An 18,736-nucleotide genomic window follows, 5' to 3' on the forward strand; every position below is an offset into this window, starting at 1 on the left:
TCAATCTAAAAATTAATAACTTCCAAAATTTTCTTTGCCCTTTTATCCCAGCTATAATTTTGTACATCAAGATAAGCCCGCTCCGATATTTCTTCAGCTAATTTGCTATTACACAATATCATACTGACTTTTTCAGCCAAATCTTTTGGGTCGTCCGGTCTAAAAAAAATGGCGCTTTTTTCGGTCAATACTTCTCTTATTGAAGGCAAATCAGAAGTGATTATGGGACGCTTAGCACTCATGTACTCAAACATTTTTAGTGGAGACATATAATAAGCAAAATGTTCCTTATTAGGGAAGGACATAAGTAATATATCAAAAGCCTTTTGATAAATAGCTAAATCATACTGACTTACTTTGGGTAAAAAAATTACCCTTTCATCTATAACTAAGTCCGCTGTCTTTTGTTTATATTTTTTTATATCTTCTCCATTTCCTCCGACTGCTAAAAACAAAATTTCGTGTGGCAGATAAGACAACGCTCTAAGAATGCACGAAACACCTTTATCCATATCTTTGGTAGTGAGACTGCCTGTATATCCTAAAATAATTTTATCTTGGGGCAACTTAAATTTTTCTCTAGCCTTATCTTTGGAAAAAAGAATATCAAAAATAGACAAATCCACCGCGTCAGGAGAGACATAAATATCTGTAGAATTAATGCCCAAACTAATCAATCTATTTTTTATTGTTTTTGTCAAAACAAAAATTTTTTCACACTTACTCAAGTATTTAAGGTAAAATTTTATATTTTTGGGCAAGGCATGTGCCTCCCAAAAAATTCTACAGTTCAATCTTTGCAAAAAAGGAAGCAAATATTCATCGCGTGTATATATAACTGATCCTTTATATTTTTTTTTAAGATACTTTCTGACCGATATGGAAAATGTCAAACTCTGTAGCCAAAAACCAAGCTTGGGAACCTTACCAACCAAATCTATGCTAGGTAAATAAATAATTTTAAAATTATTTTTTACTTTGTGATAAGAGAAAACGTCTTCATTTATGTTATTTTTTCTTTTGGGAGCCACAAGGCATACATTCGCTCCTGCCTTGGCAAAAGATTCACACATCTTGGCAATTTGCAAACTATTTGCCCGTTCACTAGGTAAACGGACATTGGCAATATAAAAAAAATCTTTACTCTCGGACATTTATTTTTTGAAACTAACTTTGGCAAACCTGATTACCAATTTACCAAAATCAGAATTATTGAATTTATCTGTAATAGGTAAAATTTCTACATCAAAAATTGTTCTGTCAATTTTGTCCACAATAGGCTTACAACCGCCGTCTTCTCTATTGACCCAGTAATCATCAAAAACCACTACGGTATTTTTATCCATAACTTTGATAGTGTTGAGCCAATCGCTTTCTATAGTAGTCAAACTATGACCACCATCTATATAAACAAAATCCATTTTAGGTAATTCAGAAGCTACGGCCGGCAAAACTTCCATGGTATTGCCTTGATACAAATGTATATTAGCTCCGCTATGTGAAATAGCATCATTGACTATCTGCTTACTTGGCGGTTTTTTTGATAACTCGCGCTCATATTCTTCATTTGATAAATCTTCAAATAAATCAAACCCATAATAATGGATTTCCTCCTTATTATGATATTTTTTGGCTTCTTCAATCATAGAAATAGCCCGCTTACCGTTCCAAGTACCTATCTCCATTATTTTTTTAGGTTGAATTTTATCAATTATAGTATACAACTGACTATAACGACGAGCTTGTTTTGGTAAAATACCAATCTTTTTTAAAATTTTTCTTATTAGCATAATTTTATAATTTTATTTCTTTCCATTAAAATAAACTCCGTTGTGAATTGGGCTCTTGGTCGGAGAAAAATATCCAGCGGATATTTCTTCAAAATCCGAAAGCCAAATACGAATCCCAGCAAGTGTAACGCGCCAAAAATCATTTGGCGATCCATGATACGGCTGATTAAAAGGCACTTCTACCCAAATTAAACCTCCCGGCTTCAAAACTCTGTGTAACTCACTAATCGCTTTTTGGGGATTCTCTACGTGCTCTAGAACTGCATTGCAGACTACTGCATCAAAAGTATTGTCAACAAATTTTAAATCATGTATATCATAATTATAATCTATACAATCAGACTTGTCATACAAATCAACACTTACCCAATTTTGGCTGAATTTTTTACGCCGTACACCTATCTGCAGACATTTTTTATCTTTGCTTAATTCCAGCAACCTGGCAAAAGCATCATTTTTCTGTTTATTATTATAACCAATTTTTTTAGCCGCTTTATAATATAAATAGTAATACCAAACATTGGAAAAATATTTCTGGAGGAGATTTGCTATTTTTTTCTTATTCATTTCAAAATATTCAAATATTTTTTTATTATTGTTGACCAATCAAGGCTTTTGGCAAAGACTATAGAATTATGGCTAAAATTATGTCTGAGCTTAGAATCTTCCAAAATGAGTTTCATTTTTTCGGCGGCTTCATCAACGTCCTGTGGTTCTACTAAAAAACCATTTTGCTTATCTAATATAGCATCAGTAGCTCCGCTTCGCAAGGCGCCTATCACTGGCAAACCAAACGCGGCTGCTTCAAGATATACCAATCCAAAACCCTCAATGTCAAAATTTACATTCTGAGGCAACAAAATAAACAGTTCAGCATTTTTATAAAATGATACTAATTCATTATCGTTAATTGCTTCCTTAAATATAACTCTATTTTCCAAACTAAACTTCCTAGACAAATCCGCTACCTGCTGATAATAAGCACTACGGCTGGAACCTACAAATACATATTTTAAATCCGGAAATTCTTTGGCAATTTTTGCAAAAGCTTTTAGGCTCAACAATTGCCCTTTTCTTTTCTTAAAACGGCCGACAGTAAGGATGTATGGTTTATATTTGAGAGCCGAGTCATCGACCTGATTATAGCTATCAAGAAAATACTGATAACTTATACCGGGTGTAATTATTTTTATATCTATATCTATCTTTTTATTAATTTCATTTACTGTATAGCTGCTAATAGCCGTGACAACATCAGCCCTTCTATAAGCCCAAGTAAGTAGAAAATTCCATTTGCCATATAAAGGCCGAATAGAGCCACTACCAATAGCCGTAATAATTATTTTTTTCTTCAAGCCTAAACTAGTCAAAACCCCAATAATACCGTAAGGGAAACCGTCTAAAGCATAAATAATATCACATTGCTTAATTATTTTCCTAATTTTAAAAATAGAAAATAACAATTTTATTTTACTGGTAGATAAAATGCTATGCTCTTTGTCGTAGCCGCTACTGACGGTAGTCAAAATTACAACATCATCAATATTTTTTCTGACATGTTCAATCAATTCATAAGAAAAACGCCCACCTCCATTCTGAGTATCTAAATTATTAGTAAGAAAACATATTTTCATAATATTATCTAAACTGAAAAATAATTTTTTTCATTAAATCATCCAGGCCATGTTCATTTTTTACTACTTCTCTCAATTTTTTGCCCAAAGCATCTCTATCTAAAACCTCTATCTCTAATATCTTACTACTAGCTTTGCTCATATCTTCCAAACATAGTGCTTTATTTATCTTGCTAAGAATAACTTTAGCTGATTCATTGGAAGTAAGTACTAAAGTACCACAACTCATAGCTTCTAAAATTGTTTTATCTAAACTAGCAGTATTACTAAAATTCAAAAATACATCGGCCCATTGATAATGTTCAGGTGTTTTATAATTAGCTACTGAACCTAAAAATCTGACATCAGCGTCTAAACCTTGATCTAAAACTTGTTTTTTTAATTTTTGTAAATATTTTTTATCCCTACCCAAACTAGATTCACCAATAATATTAAAAATAATTTTTTTGTTATATTCTAACTTTAACTCCCTTACCAAATCAATCATCAGATGAATATTCTTGGTAGAAGATATTCTACTAACAGATAAAAATTTTAAAGTACCATCGCTGACCTTATTTGTATAAGCAAACATTTCAGTATCAATCCCCTGGTGGAGAATAATTAACTTATTACTAGATAATTTAAAACCAGAAGGGGTAGATGTTATTATTTTGTCGGCCAAAAAATTTAACAATCTAAGACGCATTGATACAGATCCATGAGCATACCAAGCAATTAATCTTTTTCTAAAAAGCTTGGTCCAAAAAGAAATGAGCAACCCGTATTCAGGATTTTGATGAGCAAACACTCCATCAACATGAGGTACTAGTTTGATAGCTAGTTTTTGAAAACGCCAAAATTCCCTAAGACGATTTTTGCCGTTTTCTTTGCCCAGAGAATATACAGACACATTGTCAGGTAGGCCTTCTATATTCCCCTTTTCCAGACAAATCACATCCAGATTTTCTATATTATTAGCCAATTTTTTGACCCAATTAAAACTAAAACCGGCCAAACCATCGTCTTTATCTACCTTTCTAGTAATCATCAGTAGTCTCATCCCGTTAGAAATTTATTTTGTTAAACTTTTGTAAAAAATAATACCTATTAGCAAATTATTTTATTATCAACTATATAAATAATCATTTATAATTATAACCTATTGCCCCGTGAATTTCTAACGGGACTCATATTTTTTTACCCCGTTGAATAATATTTAAGCTAAACTTAAATATTAAATTTAAATTATTAAAAAATATATCCAACTTTCTAAATTTTATAAATAATAAATAATATATCAAGTACATATTTTACAGTTATTTAAATTTATTCAACGGGGTAAATCTTAATTTAAAAACGTTAATAAAAAATTCTATAGCATCTTTGGCGGACAACTTTGATTTTCCTTTTTCTCTATCCAAAAATACCGAAGGTATTTCTTTTATCCTAAAATTATTTTTTTCAGCAATATATATCATCTCAATCTGAAAAGCATAACCATTGCTTTTTATTTTTTTGTCTTTCAGAAAATCCAAAAACTTTCTATTGTAACACTTGAATCCAGCAGTGACATCCTTTGTATTTAATGACAATATCAATCTAGAAATTGCCATAGCACCATTACTGGTCAAATGACGCCAAGCGTTCCAACCTACAATCTGGCCACCTTTTATTTTTCTAGAAGCGAGCACTATATCAAAATTTTGACTTTGCTCTACCAACTTTATAATATCTTTTGGATTGTGAGAAAAATCAGCATCCATAGATATCACAAAATCATATTTTTTTTCTCTAGCAAACTCAAATGCCTCTTGATAGGCTGAACCAAGACCTAGCTTACCAGGACGTTTTTTTAAAAATAAACTATCACTATATTTATTTTGCAAATTTTCTACCAGGCCGGCTGTATTGTCTGGAGAATTATCATCAACTATCAAAATATCCAAAGACAAGGACAAATTTTTGATAGCTATTATCAAATCAGATATATTTTCTTTTTCATTATAGGTTGGTATAACTACCAAGTATTTCATAACTGATTATTTACTATTTTAAACCAAAAGTCTTTTACCTGACCAAATGTCCGACCACGACTATAAGTATCGGCAAACTCCTGTTTGATTTTGATACCAATTAATTTTACCAAATCTTCATTATCCAAGAGGTATACTAATTTAGCAGTAGTATTTTCCAAATCATTTATATCCACCAGCCAGCCATTTTGACCATCTTCTATAATAGCTGAAGGACCTAGTGATCTGGATGCCAAAGTAGGTGTAGCAGACAAACCTGATTCAATAATCACTTTGCCAAAACTCTCACTAACTGACAAGAGAATAGATAAATAAGCGGCTTGGTAATAAACCAATAATTCATTATGCTCTTTGGCTCCCAAAAAAAATACCAAATCCTGCAAATCATTTTGATTAACAAAATTTATTAATTTGTCATGCTCTGTGCCCTCGCCAACCAAAAGCAAAACAAAATTATTTCTTTTTTCTTTCAGTTCTTTAATGAGCTCCAAAAGGAAAGTGAGATTTTTTTCTGGCACCAGACGACCGACAAAAAGTATTATTTTTTTATTGGAATATTTATTTTTTATATCGGATATCTGCTGGTTATCTAGGTCCAATACAAATTTTTCCGTATCAACCGGGGTATTAATCACCTGTATTTTACTTTCATTAATACCTGAAAAAACCAGCTTTTCCTTTATTTTTTTGTTTACTACCCTGATAGCATCAGCATTTTTGACTGTTTTTTTCTGCAAAATATTGAAAATGCGATGTTTAAAAGATAAGGCTAACCAGCGTGGATTGTCCCAAAAATCACCGTGAAAATGAAGCTCAAATTTTATTTTGTATTTCTTTTTTAAAAACATGCCCAAAAGCCCAGTCAAATGAGGATCCTGAGTGTCAACCAAATCATATTTGTTTTTTTTCATCAAATCTTTGGCCAAAACCCAAGCTTGATACAAAGACAAAAATTTGTTGCCCACTCCATAGACCTGAAGATTGTCAGATAAAATACTGCCGGAATTATTGGTTTTACCCAAGACAATGATATCCAGACGTTTGAGGCTCTTGGCATACTCTCGATGACGGCTAATAGAGTCCCCACTACTAGAGCTATTTAAGAGCCCAGTATCAAAACTAATCATTAATATTGAAATGTCTTTCAAATCTATCACCCCATTAGAAATTATTTTTTGCTCTACTTTTTCCATAAAGTGGAATATATAATCATTTATTTATTATTTTGCCAATCTCCCCTGCTAGAGTGAATTTCTAACGGGGTAAATTTTATTTAGCAAAAATAGTTATAGTATCTCTGGCTGCCTGATTATAAGAATAATCATAATTAAGCTCTGAAATAACTTTTGTATAATCTTGGTAAACTTTTTCATCAAGCAGTTCATCAATGGCCCTAGTCATATCCTGATAACTCAATGGATCAAAAGTTCTAATCTTATCACGCAACCAAGAAAAACCAATTTCACTGGTACTTAGTATTGGCACATTGAGACTGACTGCTTCAAGCATTGAATTGGGGCTGATATCAGTCAGTGACGGCCAGACTAGCAGATAGGCATTGGCAATTCTTTTTTTCAAATCCTGACGAGAAAGTTTTTCTTCCATGTGAATATTATCGGCACCAAGCTCAGCAATTAAATTTTGTATATCTTTTTTGAGAGGCCCTTCACCAATGAGTACCAAAGTGTATGAATGATCATGAATATCATGAAAGGCTCTGATAAAATTCAATATATTATTTTTGTGAATAAAGCGTCCTGAAAAAATTATTTCTTTACTGACTTGCTCTCTGACAATAGCATCTGATAAGACAATTGGATTTTTGATAATAAAAAGTTTGTTATCTGCTAATTCATAATATTTTTTAAAAATTTCTTTTTGGAAACTAGTAGTAAAAATAATGCCCGTAGCCTGCCTGAAAATAAATCTTATGATTTTGAACCTAAAATTTTCTGCTTGCTTATGAATACCTCGTTTATAAAAATCATGTAAAGTAACCAAGGCACCTGTCATATCCAAATATCTTTCCCAAATAAAATCACCACCGACCCTAATATAAAATGGCTTTTTATAAATACGGCAAAATAAAGCTGTAGGAATACCGGCACTAAAATGATCAAAACTATATATAATATCGGCGTTTTTGGCTATTTTTTGAAGCTTTTGAAAATATCTCCAATAATTAAGCAATTTATTGGCTCGTTTTATCCTAAAAACAGGGTAGCCAAAACCACTGTCAAAATCATACCTAGCCTTGTCAGAATAAGTAAGTACTTCTACTTTGTGCCCCATTTTTATAAATTCTCTGGCAATATTGGGAGCATAAGTAGCTGGGCCACCAAGCTCTGGCACAAAAATTCCTGTTGCTATCACTATTTTCACCCCGTTAGAAATTAATTATTAAATTTATCCTTTTGTCATTGCGAGGATCCGCCAGCTGGCGGAGACGAAGCAATCTACAAGCTTTTAGATTGCCACGCCCTTCGGGCTCGCAATGACAAATATTACAATTTATTATATAAATTAGCCCAATTTTTATTATATTTTTCTATTAAATCAATCTTTTTCTGTCTTGACCCCGCTTTAATTTGCTTTTCTCTAGATATAGCTTCATAAGCATCTTCATATATTTCATAATATACTAATTTATTGATACTATATCGTGATGTAAATGATTTATTATCTAGTTTTTCTTTATGTTGCCATACTCTAACAATTAAATCATTTGTTACTCCTGTATATAATGTACCCTGTTTATGATTAGCCAAAATATAAACAAAATATTGTCTCATCGCTTTTCTTCATATTTAATTGTAAATTATTTTCCCAACATTCTTTGATAAACTCTATCCATCTGACTAGCTACTTTATCCCAAGAATATTTTTCTTTTACTAATTCCTGACCACGCTGGACAATTGATTTGTAAAGCTCTGGATTTTTGACATATTTAGATACTGCCTCGGCAATGGAAGCCGGATTTCTGACTTCACAAAATAATCCAGTTTGACCGTCTTGTAAAAAATCAGGAATACCACCGACTCTAGTAGCAATGATGGGCGTACCAACTGCCATAGCTTCTACAAAAGAATTACCAAAGCCTTCAGACAATGACGGACGACAAAAAATATCAGCTGACTCTACATAAGGCGGTAATTTTTTGTAATCGGTATAGCCCATAAACAAAACATTGTCAGTGACTTTTTTTTCAACAGCCAAATTACGAAGTTTTTGCTCATCAGGTCCAGAACCAAAAATAACAAGCTTAGTATTGATACCCATTTTGTAAACCAGAAAATGAACAGCTTTTATCAAATCATCTATTCCATTTTTTAAAACCAATCTAGAGGTGGTGACAATCATAGTCTGATCAATCTGCACTCCTAGTTCCTCTCTAATCTTGGCAATACCGTCTTGATCAAGAGTGTTTTTGAAAACATTCAAGTCAGCCGCATTTGGCACGAGTAATATTTCACCTTTATTACCCATCCGGCGTGATCTTTCGCCAAGCCACTTGGAAATTACCTGAGTTACTTTTGGTTCACGATAAATACGTTTGTAATAATAATCCCAAAACCAAGTTCTTTTTCTCAAAAATGCGTCACTGTCTCCGCTCTGCAAGGTAAGTAGATATGGGACTTTTGTGTTATACTTAAAAAGTAAAGCTGCCAGACCGGCATAAAAAGCCATCATAGACCAGGCAAAATCAAATTTTATAATTCTATTCAAATTGATAGCATAAATAGTTGCCCTGAAAGGATAAATATATTTGTCCCATTTTTTACCATTACCAATACGACGGACATTAATATTGCCAATTTTTTCTTCTTTGGACCAAGTAGCATCAAACTGATTGGTAATCATATAATACTCATAATTTGGCAACCTATCAGTAATTTCTTTAATTGCTACTTCTGCTCCGCCAACATATGGATGGTAGGCCAGAGAAAAAATAAGAATTTTCTTCATAAAACGCTTGCTTTAGACTAATAAATACTATAAAATTATACCAGTATTTACAAAATAAATCAACCAAAAAAATGACTAAAATTAGCGAAAATGCTAAAAATACACCACATTTAGAAGGCAAAAAAATCCTATATTTGGTCACCCAGACCAAATGGGGCGGTGCCCAAAAATATGTCCTGCAAATGGCTGGCTATTTCAAAAAGCACAATGAAATACACATTGCCCATGGGAAAAGCTCTACTGATGACCAAAGATTTTTAAATAGTGCCAAAAAGCTGGACATCAAAACAATAGAACTACCATATCTGGTCAGAAATATAGATTTGAGCAAAGACTATCTAGCAATGATAGACATTTATAAATTACTCAATAAGGAACAGTACGAAATCATACATCTCAATAGTTCCAAAACCGGACTACTCGGCGCATTAGCTGCCAGACTATACGCTAGCAATCCAATCAACACAAAAATAAGAGTTGTTTATACTGCCCATGGTTTTGTCTTCAATGAGCCACTTTCCAAAACCAGAAAAAAACTCTACAGATTTTCTGAAAAATTTTCTACTGCTATCCAAAATGTCATAATTACCGTTTCAGATTATGACAAAGCAAGCGCCATAGAAAACAAAATCACTCCTGACGCTAAGATGATTACTATTCATAATGGACTTGATTTTGACAAATACAATTTTTATGAAAAAAAAGAAGCCCTAAAAAAACTGAGCCTGAATCCTGACAAAAAATATTTTGGTACTATTGCCAGTTTTTATCCGACCAAAGGCTATCAATATCTGATAGAGGCTATCAAAATGCTACTGGCCAAAGATTCACCTATTATAAAAAATTATAACTGGGCACTAATTGGTGACGGACCAGAAATGGAAAATATAAAAAAATTGGCCAAAGACCAGGGTGTAGAAAATTATATAAAATTTTTGGGACAAATTGATAATGCCTATAAATATCTTCCTGCTTTTGATATTTTTGTTCTGCCATCAGTCAAAGAGGGTCTGCCATTTACAATTTTGGAAGCTGGATTGGCCCAAGTACCTACTATCGCTAGCCGAGTAGGTGGAATATCTGAAATAATTACTGATCAAAAAACAGGTCTGCTTGTCAGCCCAGCCGATCCCCTATCACTGGTTGAGTCCATGGAAAAAATGTCATCTGACAATGAATTGGCCAATAACATAGCTCATCAAAATTATCAGAATATAAAAAACAATTTTAACCTTACAAATACTCTGGAAAAAACAGAAAAAATATACTTAGGATTGTTCTAATTTGACAAGTAAATAAGCTATGACTTATAATGAATTAACCTAAATAATTAACAAAAAACTATGAAGAAGAAAAGTGAGATTACTAATCAACAGATACTAAAGGCCATACAAGTATTGGATAAAAAGGTCAACAAAAATAGCGCAAATCTTGATAAATTAGCTGGTGCTATTAATATTTTTGCCGACGACAACGAAGGACGTTTCAATGGCATTGACCAGCGTTTTGAGAAAATAGACCAACGTTTTGAGAAAATAGACCAGCGTTTTGAGAAAATAGACCAACGTTTTGAGAAAATAGACCAACGGCTCAATAAAATTGAAACAACAATGGTCAGCAAAGAATATTTGGACGAAAAACTACTTGATCTAAAAGGCGATCTAATAGTCACCATCCGAAAAGAAGATAAAAAATTGGGTACTTTAGTAAAAATTTTGGAAAATAAAAAGGTAATATCAAAAAAAGAAACTCAAACTATTATGTCACTAGAGCCTTTTCCCAACAATACTTAAACTATTTTAAATATAATTTTTTAATCTCCTCTGCATACAGCGGATCCAATACGCGAAGTCTGCCCAAATACTGGGCAGATTTTTCTTCTTGGCCAAGCTGATGATAATAGAGGGCTAGCTTGGCCAAAAAATTACTCTGAGCTGGATACTTTATCAAAGACTCTTCCAATAAATCTATACCCTCATCTAAATAAGCAAAGGAAACATAGACATCAGCCAATTGACCCAAGTGAGCAGATACCTTTATATCAGCGTCTAAGGGCGTGTTTTTTAATACCTGTGTATAAAACTGAGCTAGATTTTCTTCCATTTGAGCTACCAACTGACTAGCCGCCTCCAAATCCCCTGCATACAAATAAGCTACAAGTAAATGAAAGTATGACTCAAATATATATGGCGACATATCTCTAGCTCTCTCAAATTGAGCTACAGCCTCAGGATAATTACCAACCCCTATATAGGAATTACCCAGAGCATAATATAATCTAGTTCTGCTTGGGCTATATGGTAATACTTTGTTTATAAAATCTATATTTTTCTGATTATACAAAGGATTGATTTCATAACCTGCCTTTAGATACAGATTTATCAAAAAACTATCAGAACGCACACTGGCCGGCTGGCTCTGCCAATTTAATAGCAATTGCTCTTCGGCTAAATTCAGTGCCTTTTGTCTGTCATTAATATAGATATTATCTTTAGACAAAAGATTTTCCACATATTCCCCATAAAGCTGTCTACCTTCAAACTTCCCAAGATAATACTTATTTATATGCTCTATAAAATCCAAATGATTTTGATAGGAAAATGAAAAAACGTCTTGATAACGCATTTTACTAAAAACTGTAAAAAAATTACGATTGGCCATAGCTCTTGGCACAGTCAGATAAACACCGAGTGAAATCACCAAAATAAAAACCAATATAGCGGGCAAATATGGTCGCCTCTTGGGAAATTGCAAATCAAAATTTATTTTATTTTCTTTGTGGCTAATAAAAATAATAATTGCCAAAAATAATACCAATGGTATATAACTGTTTAGGCTGTCAAACACAAAAAAGTTTTGTACCAAATAAGCAATAATCAAAGAACTAAAAAGCAAAAAAGTTTGAATATCATTGGTTTTTTTGTAATAAAGATATAAAGATTTAAAAGCAAAAATAAAAATAGACAAATATGCCAGTAGGCCAAGCAAACCTCCGCTTATAGCGTATTGAATAAATATATTATGAGGCCTATCAAACCAAACTCTGGAATCAGACTCTCTAAGTATTTCTGTAGGAAAATATTTATTAAAAACTTTGTAATAATTTTCTTCCCCCCAACCCAAAACAGGCTTTTCAACTAGGCCATGCAGAGATGCACTCCAAGTCAAAATACGAGATTGGGTTGTTGTATCATTGATAGATATACTGGCAATTCTTCCTAAAGTAGGAGTTTGCTGTATATATTTGCTATCCCGTGACACAAAAAATACAGTGGTCATCACCAGCAACAACAATAAAGATAAGGCTGATATTCTTTTATATTGCGTGGAAACTTTTTTTGATAAAAGTAAAAAAAATAAAACAAACAAAACAGCCAACCCCAACCCCACTATCACTCCTCTGGTTTGACTATAAAATATGGCCAGAAAATTTAAAAAAGCTATTACCAGAAAATAATATTTACTACTTATTTTTTTTATTTTTTTATCCTGATAATAACAATTTATATTCAGAAATATCTGAGGTATTATAAAAAACATAGCCATCATAAAATTTTTCAAAAAGGAAAAAATATTACTATCCGATCCAACGATATTGCTAAAAAGAGAAAATATCAACAATATATCTAAAATATAAAAACTGACCAACTCAAAACGCAAAATACTCAACCTCTCTTTTAGAAAAAAATACAGGGCAAAGAAAAAATGAAATAAAGCATAAGTAGCTAGATATGCAGGATTACCAAAAAAAGCTGATACTCTACCAGACTCTTGAGCAAAGAAAAAACCAAAATTAAAAAATTGACCAAGGGCTACAAAAGAAACCAAAAATGAGACAAAGACTGTAGTCCGAAGCAAAAGCAACCAGCCTTTTTTGCGATAATATAAGCCCAAAATCACAACAAAAAACGCCAAAAGATGATAAAGAGTAACCAGACCATCCATCCTTTCATAATTACTCCAAAAACTAAAAAGAAAATCCCTATTTATTAGACTGGAAACTGTCAAAATAAATGCCAAGACTAAATAAGCTACTAAGATATTACTTTTAAGTGGTTTATATTTTTTTGGTTGGCGTATAAAAAGAAAAAGATAAAGACCGAGAATAACTGTAACCATTATTCTAAACAAAAAATTGCGTGGTCCAATAAAAGGAAAATAAAAATCACTACTTATAAACAAAGGCAAAAAGAAAATAATCGGCATTAGTAATTTAATAACCTTTTCAATCATATTATCCAAATTTTTTACTAACATAATTCTATAAATTATTCATTAGCCCACTCCTTAGATCTTCCTCTATTTTTATCAAACCCATTAAACATGTTTCTATGTTTTATAGATAATTTTATCTAATAAAGATATGATATAGTACTAATCTATTTTATCTAATAAAAGATCTACTATACCCTGATCATCTTCACCAGGTAAAAATCCTCTATCAACCGCCTTTTGGTAGTAATCATAGGCCAATTCTATATCTCCCAAAAATATATAAATTTTAGCTAAGTACCAATAGCCATAATAAAGCTCTGGATCATCATTAATAATTTTTTCCATTAAACTTTTAGCTTCATCAATTCTTTCCTCTTGTATTAAATAATTAAAATACAAAAAATTGAGTTCTTGTTTTTTGTCACTGACTTGACTAGCTCTAGCAAAAACCGATTCTATTTTTTTTGTTCTGTCTTCAAAAATATTTAAAATAATATTTACCCGCAACAAAAATAAATAATCAAAAGTATTGTTTGGATTATAGTTTTGCAAATTATTATCTACTCTTTCTTCTAAAGAATACAACAAACTTACATAGTCTTCTTTTTGCTCTGCACTGACGCTAGCTCCTATCCAATATTTTATATAGTCTCTAACTATCTCTCTATGCATTGGCCCCATGGAATCCAAACTATCTTCTGTCAGCTCCATGGCCTCTACAATATTTCGATACTGAATTAACACCCTGACTTTATCATCAAGACGATTGGCTTGATAAGTTTTGATATTACCATAAAAAAGTGACCACAATGAAAATACTATTAGTAATAAAGCCAAAATATTTACTAACCATATCTTTGTCTGCGACATCTCTATCTCATTTTGTTTGTGACCATAGCTAGCATAAACTACAAAAGCCAAAGATAAAAATAACCAAAAATAAAAAGCTGGATGTAAAAAGGAAAAAAATAATTGAGCTAGTATAGAAATTACCAAAGCCAAAAGTAAACTAAAAAATATTTTATATTGCGATTGCTTTATTTCTCTAATTAACTTGATAATAGCTAAAACAAAAATAGATAAAAAAGAAGCAACACCCAAAATACCCAAGCCCACTAAAATATCCAAATAATAGTTATGAGCTGAATCAAAAAAAGTGTCCCCCCAACCACGACGCAAAAATTCTGCCTTGTAATGCAGATGAAAAGCTGTAGAAAAATTAGCAAAACCCCAACCCAGAGGTCTTTCCTTGAAAGATTCTAGAGCAATATCAGCTGCCAAAATACGATTAGAGACTGTTTCCCCAAGATTTTTTATATCTGAAAGATTATTTACAATGGGAATATTTTTTATCAAAACATTTTCTGGTGAAAATATACCTCCCAAAACCAAAAATATGCCAATGATGATAATTCCCAAAAAGGAAAACTTAATCTGTTTGTTTTTGGCTATAAAGATATAAAACAAAGAAAACACAGCAAGCCCTAAAACCAAAGACAAAAATGGTCCTCTGCTACCTGAAACAAAAATACCCAATATTGATAAAAAGGCTAAGGCATAGGCGCTATATCTTTCCCATTTTATCTTGGTTAAAAAAGAAAACAAAATACTAAACCAAAATAAAAATAAAGAATATTCACCAAAATATATTGGATTGCCTAGAGTACCAGAGACTCTAGATACTCCCAATGTTTGAGCTTCATAAAATCCTTTTAGTAGTACAAAAATAGAAACTACCAAAAGAGAACGCAAAAAGATGTACCAGTCTTTCTCACCAAATATAGTAATCAGTAAAATAGTAAAAATAAAATAATGCAGCAAGGAAAATAGGCCATCCATTCGCTCGTGACCACCCCAAAAACTAAAATTCCAATCTACTCCAAAATAAGAGACTATTATAGCTAATAGTAAAAACAAAGAAGCACTAATAGTAAAAAAATTAAAGCACGGTAAATATTCTTTGTATTTTAAAACTAAAATTAAATAAAAAATAAAAGCCAAATCTACTAAAACCCTAAAATAAATAACTTTTGTAAAGATAAAAGGAAAAATAACTTTAGCATCCACTATCAAAGGCATCGCTAATATAGCAAATAGTAAAATTTTTATTAGCAAAAGAATTTTTTGCTTATTAAACATCAAAAAATTATTTTAATTTATCTTCTAATTCATCTATAAATACTTGAAACTGTGGATAATTATCTACTAAACTTTCATAAATATCCAAAGCTCCTTGGTAATCACCCGTATCTTTTAAATAACCAGCCTTCAATTGTAATAATGGCGCTTTTTCTACAGCTCTGGCCAAGGCTCTGTCCAATAAACCAATTATCTCTTCTGGACTTTTATCCAATTTATAACGATATAAATCAAATAATCTCTTATTGGTATCAAATTCTGCTGGGCTTATATCAAGGGCTCTCAAATATTGCTCTTCTGCCAAAGCATAATCCCCTAAAATCTCATAAATAAGGCCTATATTATTTATAGGCAAAATATTAGTGTCGCCTGCCAAATCTTCTGCCTTTTTATAAGCTTCTATGGCATATTGATAATCCTGATTATCTTTGGTCACGTCTGCTATTGATTTCCAGGAAAAACCCATTTTGATAAAGTGCCCAATAGCCTCCTCTTCATTATATGAGGAGTTATTAAGTTCTTTTAGCTCTGCTATAGATTCTGTCGTCCTATCATCGCCTGATAACTCGATAATACGCTGCTCCCCTATAATTCCACTGTCTCTATCTCTGATTATAAAAAATACCATTAATACAGCCACTATTAATACTAACAATATAAATCCTATTTTTTTCATACTCATAATTAAATTAATTATAATTTTATATTATTTTGTTCCAAAAAAGCTTTCGCTTCCTCTACTAAGCTTGGATCAATTTCCACTGCCTTATATATATATTCCACTACTTTATCTTCATTGCCAATGGCTACATACACAGCCGCCAACCTAGCATACCAATCCGCGCTATCTGGTTCACGCTGTATCAACAACTCATATAAAGGCACTATTTTTTCATATTCTTCAAGTTCAGCGTATATGTCAATCAAAAACAATATATTATTTTTCTTACTTAGTTCAAAACCTAAATCAATGGCTTGTTCAAAAAAAAGTGCTGCCTGAGACAAATCATCCTTAGCAAATAAAACAGCTCCCAAGAGCCAGTGTGGTTCGGCCAACATATCATCCTGTTTTATCAAATCACGCAGTACATTCTCCGCTTCATCTATTCTCTGTAAAGATAATAAATATCTGGACTCAAGAAAAACTACATACTGATGATCATTATTAAAAGTTTTAGCCTTTTCTAAGTGCTCTAAAGCTTTTTCAAAATAAATATTACCTGCTCCATATTCCCCTTTATCGCCATAAAGTCTAGCTAACCAAAAATTTATCAAATAATTATCCCCCAAACTATTATTTTTGTCTTCTAAAACTAAAATTAAATCATCAGTTATTTCAGATAGATCTACTACAGATCTTAAGCTTCTATCAAATTTTAATAAGTCTACAGATACATGAATGGATTGCTCCCAATCATAAGAACCTTTATACTCCAAAGCATTTTTTGCCTGGCTCTGCCATTTTACAATCTCACCAGTTTCCGCATAATTTCTGACGGCGAGTAAATTATTGGACATTTTTAATGTGCTACAGCTCCAAAATAAGGACAATACTGCGAGGCATAGTAAGATTGCACCTAAAAAATTCTTATACACATTCTTCCTAAATTCTTTTTTCTCTCCTTGCCCATACTGTAATCCAGCTAAAAGAATAGTCAACCCCCATAAAGTATTTGATGTCTCCGCAACAAACATAGCTTGAATTATGTAAGCCACACCAACTGATACCATCAGAATAAACAAAAATTTATTTTCCTTAAAAATAAGAGTATAAATTCTTTTGAATACCAATATTATAATAAACAAAACTGACAACATTGCAAAGATACCACCAGAGACCATAACTTCTAAAAATTCGTTGTGGGGTATATCCCAAACAGTTTCTCCTAAGCCATAATCCAAAAAATCGGGGTTGTAAAATTTATCAAAAGTATGTTGAAAATTACTAAGCCCCCAACCCATAATAGGCCTATTCAAAAATCCCTGCCAAGCTATATCCCAAGCCATAAGTCGGGTATTGGCTCCTAAACTGTCTACTGATAAATTAAAAATTTGAGCTATAGTGGCTGGGAGATGCTGTCTGACCGTACTACCCCATGGAGAATAAAGATAAGCTACTATACTAACCATTATTAATAATGCCGCTATTCCTACCGTCTTTATCTTTTTATTTTTAAAAAGCAATATACAGCCAATAAATAAAAATAATAGCGCTACAAAAAAAGCTAATACAGCGCCTCTGGAACCAGAAGCAAAGATAGTCGGTACACTGAATATAAGATTCAAATAATAAAAGTATTGCCAATTTTTGGAATATTTATCTTTGAATATAGCCAAACAAATTAATAAGATAAAACTCCACAAATAAGAAGCTAAGAATATAGAATTACCAAATATTCCATTTAAACGACTGTATCCTCCAACTACTATGCCCTCAAACAAAGGGATCATAGGCCCCAACCAAGCAATGATAATAGATAAAAACCCAACCACTGCTATGATCCTGAAAATCCTAATCCAGTCTTGAATAACAAAAAATTGCCTGAGTAATAAATAATAAATATAAAAATGAATGAGTATTATAAATCCGTTTGCCCGAACCATGGTACCAAAAAATGCTCTTTCTACATCAAAAGCAAAAATACTCGACAATAAAAATATACCAAATAAAATAGAAATGGATATATCCAATCTATCAAATGATCTAATTTCTAATTCCTTTCTTCTCAAAAAATCTATAACAACTAAAACCACAATAATATCAACTAAAATAACAAACAAAATCGTCTTGCCAAAATGCCAGGGCTGGAACGTAAAAGAAGTAAAAACAAGCGGCAAAATGGCCGGTATTAGAAGTAAATAGTTTCTTATTTTCTCTAAATTCATAACTATATAATAGCTTAAAATAAGACAAAAATAAAGCCCCGCCCTCGTAAGAGGGCGGGGCTTTTATCTAGCAACCTAGATACTAAAACT

General features: G+C 32.0%; 16 protein-coding genes. 2 read left to right on the plus strand and 14 right to left on the minus strand.

The window, feature by feature from the left end:
• Positions 1 to 5 precede the first annotated feature (5 nt).
• The 10 genes from KKH39_04655 to KKH39_04700 form a co-directional block, all read right to left on the minus strand.
• Positions 6 to 1,154, minus strand: coding sequence for a glycosyltransferase (locus KKH39_04655; GenBank protein ID MBU1203301.1), 1,149 nt, complete (start codon positions 1,152 to 1,154; stop codon positions 6 to 8).
• A complete protein-coding gene (locus KKH39_04660) occupies positions 1,155 to 1,790 on the minus strand; it encodes a class I SAM-dependent methyltransferase (GenBank protein MBU1203302.1) in 636 nt (211 codons plus the stop codon).
• Between the two features lie 12 nt (positions 1,791 to 1,802).
• Positions 1,803 to 2,357 (minus strand): class I SAM-dependent methyltransferase, encoded by a 555-nt coding sequence (locus KKH39_04665; GenBank protein MBU1203303.1) that lies wholly within the window; start codon positions 2,355 to 2,357, stop codon positions 1,803 to 1,805.
• The gene (locus KKH39_04670; GenBank protein ID MBU1203304.1) at positions 2,354 to 3,424 is read right to left on the minus strand and encodes a glycosyltransferase family 4 protein; all 1,071 of its coding nucleotides are present in this window, start codon (positions 3,422 to 3,424) and stop codon (positions 2,354 to 2,356) included. Before KKH39_04670 ends, KKH39_04665 begins: the two co-directional genes overlap by 4 nt.
• A 4-nt stretch (positions 3,425 to 3,428) precedes the next feature.
• Complete coding sequence (locus KKH39_04675; protein ID MBU1203305.1) at positions 3,429 to 4,466, minus strand: glycosyltransferase family 4 protein; 1,038 nt, start codon at positions 4,464 to 4,466, stop codon at positions 3,429 to 3,431.
• A 256-nt stretch (positions 4,467 to 4,722) separates the two neighbouring features.
• Positions 4,723 to 5,439 carry a polyprenol monophosphomannose synthase gene (locus tag KKH39_04680; protein MBU1203306.1) on the minus strand — a complete coding sequence of 239 codons (717 nt, stop codon included), beginning with the start codon at positions 5,437 to 5,439 and terminating at the stop codon, positions 4,723 to 4,725.
• Complete coding sequence (locus KKH39_04685; protein ID MBU1203307.1) at positions 5,436 to 6,632, minus strand: glycosyltransferase family 4 protein; 1,197 nt, start codon at positions 6,630 to 6,632, stop codon at positions 5,436 to 5,438. The genes KKH39_04680 and KKH39_04685 overlap by 4 nt, the downstream gene beginning before the upstream one ends.
• Positions 6,633 to 6,708: 76 nt before the next feature.
• Complete coding sequence (locus tag KKH39_04690; GenBank protein ID MBU1203308.1) at positions 6,709 to 7,821, minus strand: glycosyltransferase family 4 protein; 1,113 nt, start codon at positions 7,819 to 7,821, stop codon at positions 6,709 to 6,711.
• 122 nt (positions 7,822 to 7,943) lie between these two features.
• Positions 7,944 to 8,231, minus strand: coding sequence for a GIY-YIG nuclease family protein (locus KKH39_04695; protein ID MBU1203309.1), 288 nt, complete (start codon positions 8,229 to 8,231; stop codon positions 7,944 to 7,946).
• Positions 8,232 to 8,257: 26 nt separating this feature from the next.
• Positions 8,258 to 9,406, minus strand: a complete 1,149-nt coding sequence (locus KKH39_04700; protein ID MBU1203310.1) for a glycosyltransferase family 4 protein — start codon at positions 9,404 to 9,406, stop codon at positions 8,258 to 8,260.
• 71 nt (positions 9,407 to 9,477) lie between these two features.
• Between KKH39_04700 and KKH39_04705 the strand changes: the two genes are divergently transcribed.
• Complete coding sequence (locus KKH39_04705; GenBank protein MBU1203311.1) at positions 9,478 to 10,689, plus strand: glycosyltransferase family 4 protein; 1,212 nt, start codon at positions 9,478 to 9,480, stop codon at positions 10,687 to 10,689.
• A 60-nt stretch (positions 10,690 to 10,749) separates the two neighbouring features.
• Entirely contained in the window at positions 10,750 to 11,199 is a 450-nt protein-coding gene (locus KKH39_04710; protein MBU1203312.1) for a hypothetical protein, read from the plus strand.
• A 1-nt stretch (position 11,200) separates the two neighbouring features.
• On the opposite strand, the gene KKH39_04715 is transcribed toward KKH39_04710, so the two are convergent.
• From KKH39_04715 to KKH39_04730, 4 genes are all read right to left on the minus strand, one after another.
• A complete protein-coding gene (locus KKH39_04715; GenBank protein MBU1203313.1) occupies positions 11,201 to 13,663 on the minus strand; it encodes an O-antigen ligase family protein in 2,463 nt (820 codons plus the stop codon).
• Between the two features lie 117 nt (positions 13,664 to 13,780).
• Positions 13,781 to 15,760, minus strand: a complete 1,980-nt coding sequence (locus KKH39_04720; GenBank protein MBU1203314.1) for an O-antigen ligase family protein — start codon at positions 15,758 to 15,760, stop codon at positions 13,781 to 13,783.
• A gap of 7 nt (positions 15,761 to 15,767) precedes the next feature.
• A complete protein-coding gene (locus tag KKH39_04725; GenBank protein ID MBU1203315.1) occupies positions 15,768 to 16,436 on the minus strand; it encodes a hypothetical protein in 669 nt (222 codons plus the stop codon).
• Between the two features lie 17 nt (positions 16,437 to 16,453).
• The gene (locus KKH39_04730; GenBank protein MBU1203316.1) at positions 16,454 to 18,646 is read right to left on the minus strand and encodes an O-antigen ligase family protein; all 2,193 of its coding nucleotides are present in this window, start codon (positions 18,644 to 18,646) and stop codon (positions 16,454 to 16,456) included.
• Positions 18,647 to 18,736 lie beyond the last annotated feature (90 nt).

Source organism: Patescibacteria group bacterium, assembly GCA_018819405.1.
Classification (GTDB): Bacteria; Patescibacteriota; Patescibacteriia; order UBA1558; family GWA2-36-10; genus XYD1-37-29.

What these genes read in the sequence shown, in the direction of transcription:
- KKH39_04660 (MBU1203302.1), bottom strand. Translation starts at nt 1,790, where the DNA reads ATGCTAATAAGAAAAATTTTAAAAAAGATTGGTATTTTACCAAAACAA.
- KKH39_04655 (MBU1203301.1), bottom strand. Translation starts at nt 1,154, where the DNA reads ATGTCCGAGAGTAAAGATTTTTTTTATATTGCCAATGTCCGTTTACCT.
- KKH39_04685 (MBU1203307.1), bottom strand. Translation starts at nt 6,632, where the DNA reads ATGGAAAAAGTAGAGCAAAAAATAATTTCTAATGGGGTGATAGATTTG.
- KKH39_04715 (MBU1203313.1), bottom strand. Translation starts at nt 13,663, where the DNA reads ATGTTAGTAAAAAATTTGGATAATATGATTGAAAAGGTTATTAAATTA.
- KKH39_04705 (MBU1203311.1), top strand. Translation starts at nt 9,478, where the DNA reads ATGACTAAAATTAGCGAAAATGCTAAAAATACACCACATTTAGAAGGC.
- KKH39_04725 (MBU1203315.1), bottom strand. Translation starts at nt 16,436, where the DNA reads ATGAAAAAAATAGGATTTATATTGTTAGTATTAATAGTGGCTGTATTA.
- KKH39_04710 (MBU1203312.1), top strand. Translation starts at nt 10,750, where the DNA reads ATGAAGAAGAAAAGTGAGATTACTAATCAACAGATACTAAAGGCCATA.
- KKH39_04695 (MBU1203309.1), bottom strand. Translation starts at nt 8,231, where the DNA reads ATGAGACAATATTTTGTTTATATTTTGGCTAATCATAAACAGGGTACA.
- KKH39_04675 (MBU1203305.1), bottom strand. Translation starts at nt 4,466, where the DNA reads ATGAGACTACTGATGATTACTAGAAAGGTAGATAAAGACGATGGTTTG.
- KKH39_04720 (MBU1203314.1), bottom strand. Translation starts at nt 15,760, where the DNA reads ATGTTTAATAAGCAAAAAATTCTTTTGCTAATAAAAATTTTACTATTT.
- KKH39_04700 (MBU1203310.1), bottom strand. Translation starts at nt 9,406, where the DNA reads ATGAAGAAAATTCTTATTTTTTCTCTGGCCTACCATCCATATGTTGGC.
- KKH39_04680 (MBU1203306.1), bottom strand. Translation starts at nt 5,439, where the DNA reads ATGAAATACTTGGTAGTTATACCAACCTATAATGAAAAAGAAAATATA.
- KKH39_04730 (MBU1203316.1), bottom strand. Translation starts at nt 18,646, where the DNA reads ATGAATTTAGAGAAAATAAGAAACTATTTACTTCTAATACCGGCCATT.
- KKH39_04670 (MBU1203304.1), bottom strand. Translation starts at nt 3,424, where the DNA reads ATGAAAATATGTTTTCTTACTAATAATTTAGATACTCAGAATGGAGGT.
- KKH39_04665 (MBU1203303.1), bottom strand. Translation starts at nt 2,357, where the DNA reads ATGAATAAGAAAAAAATAGCAAATCTCCTCCAGAAATATTTTTCCAAT.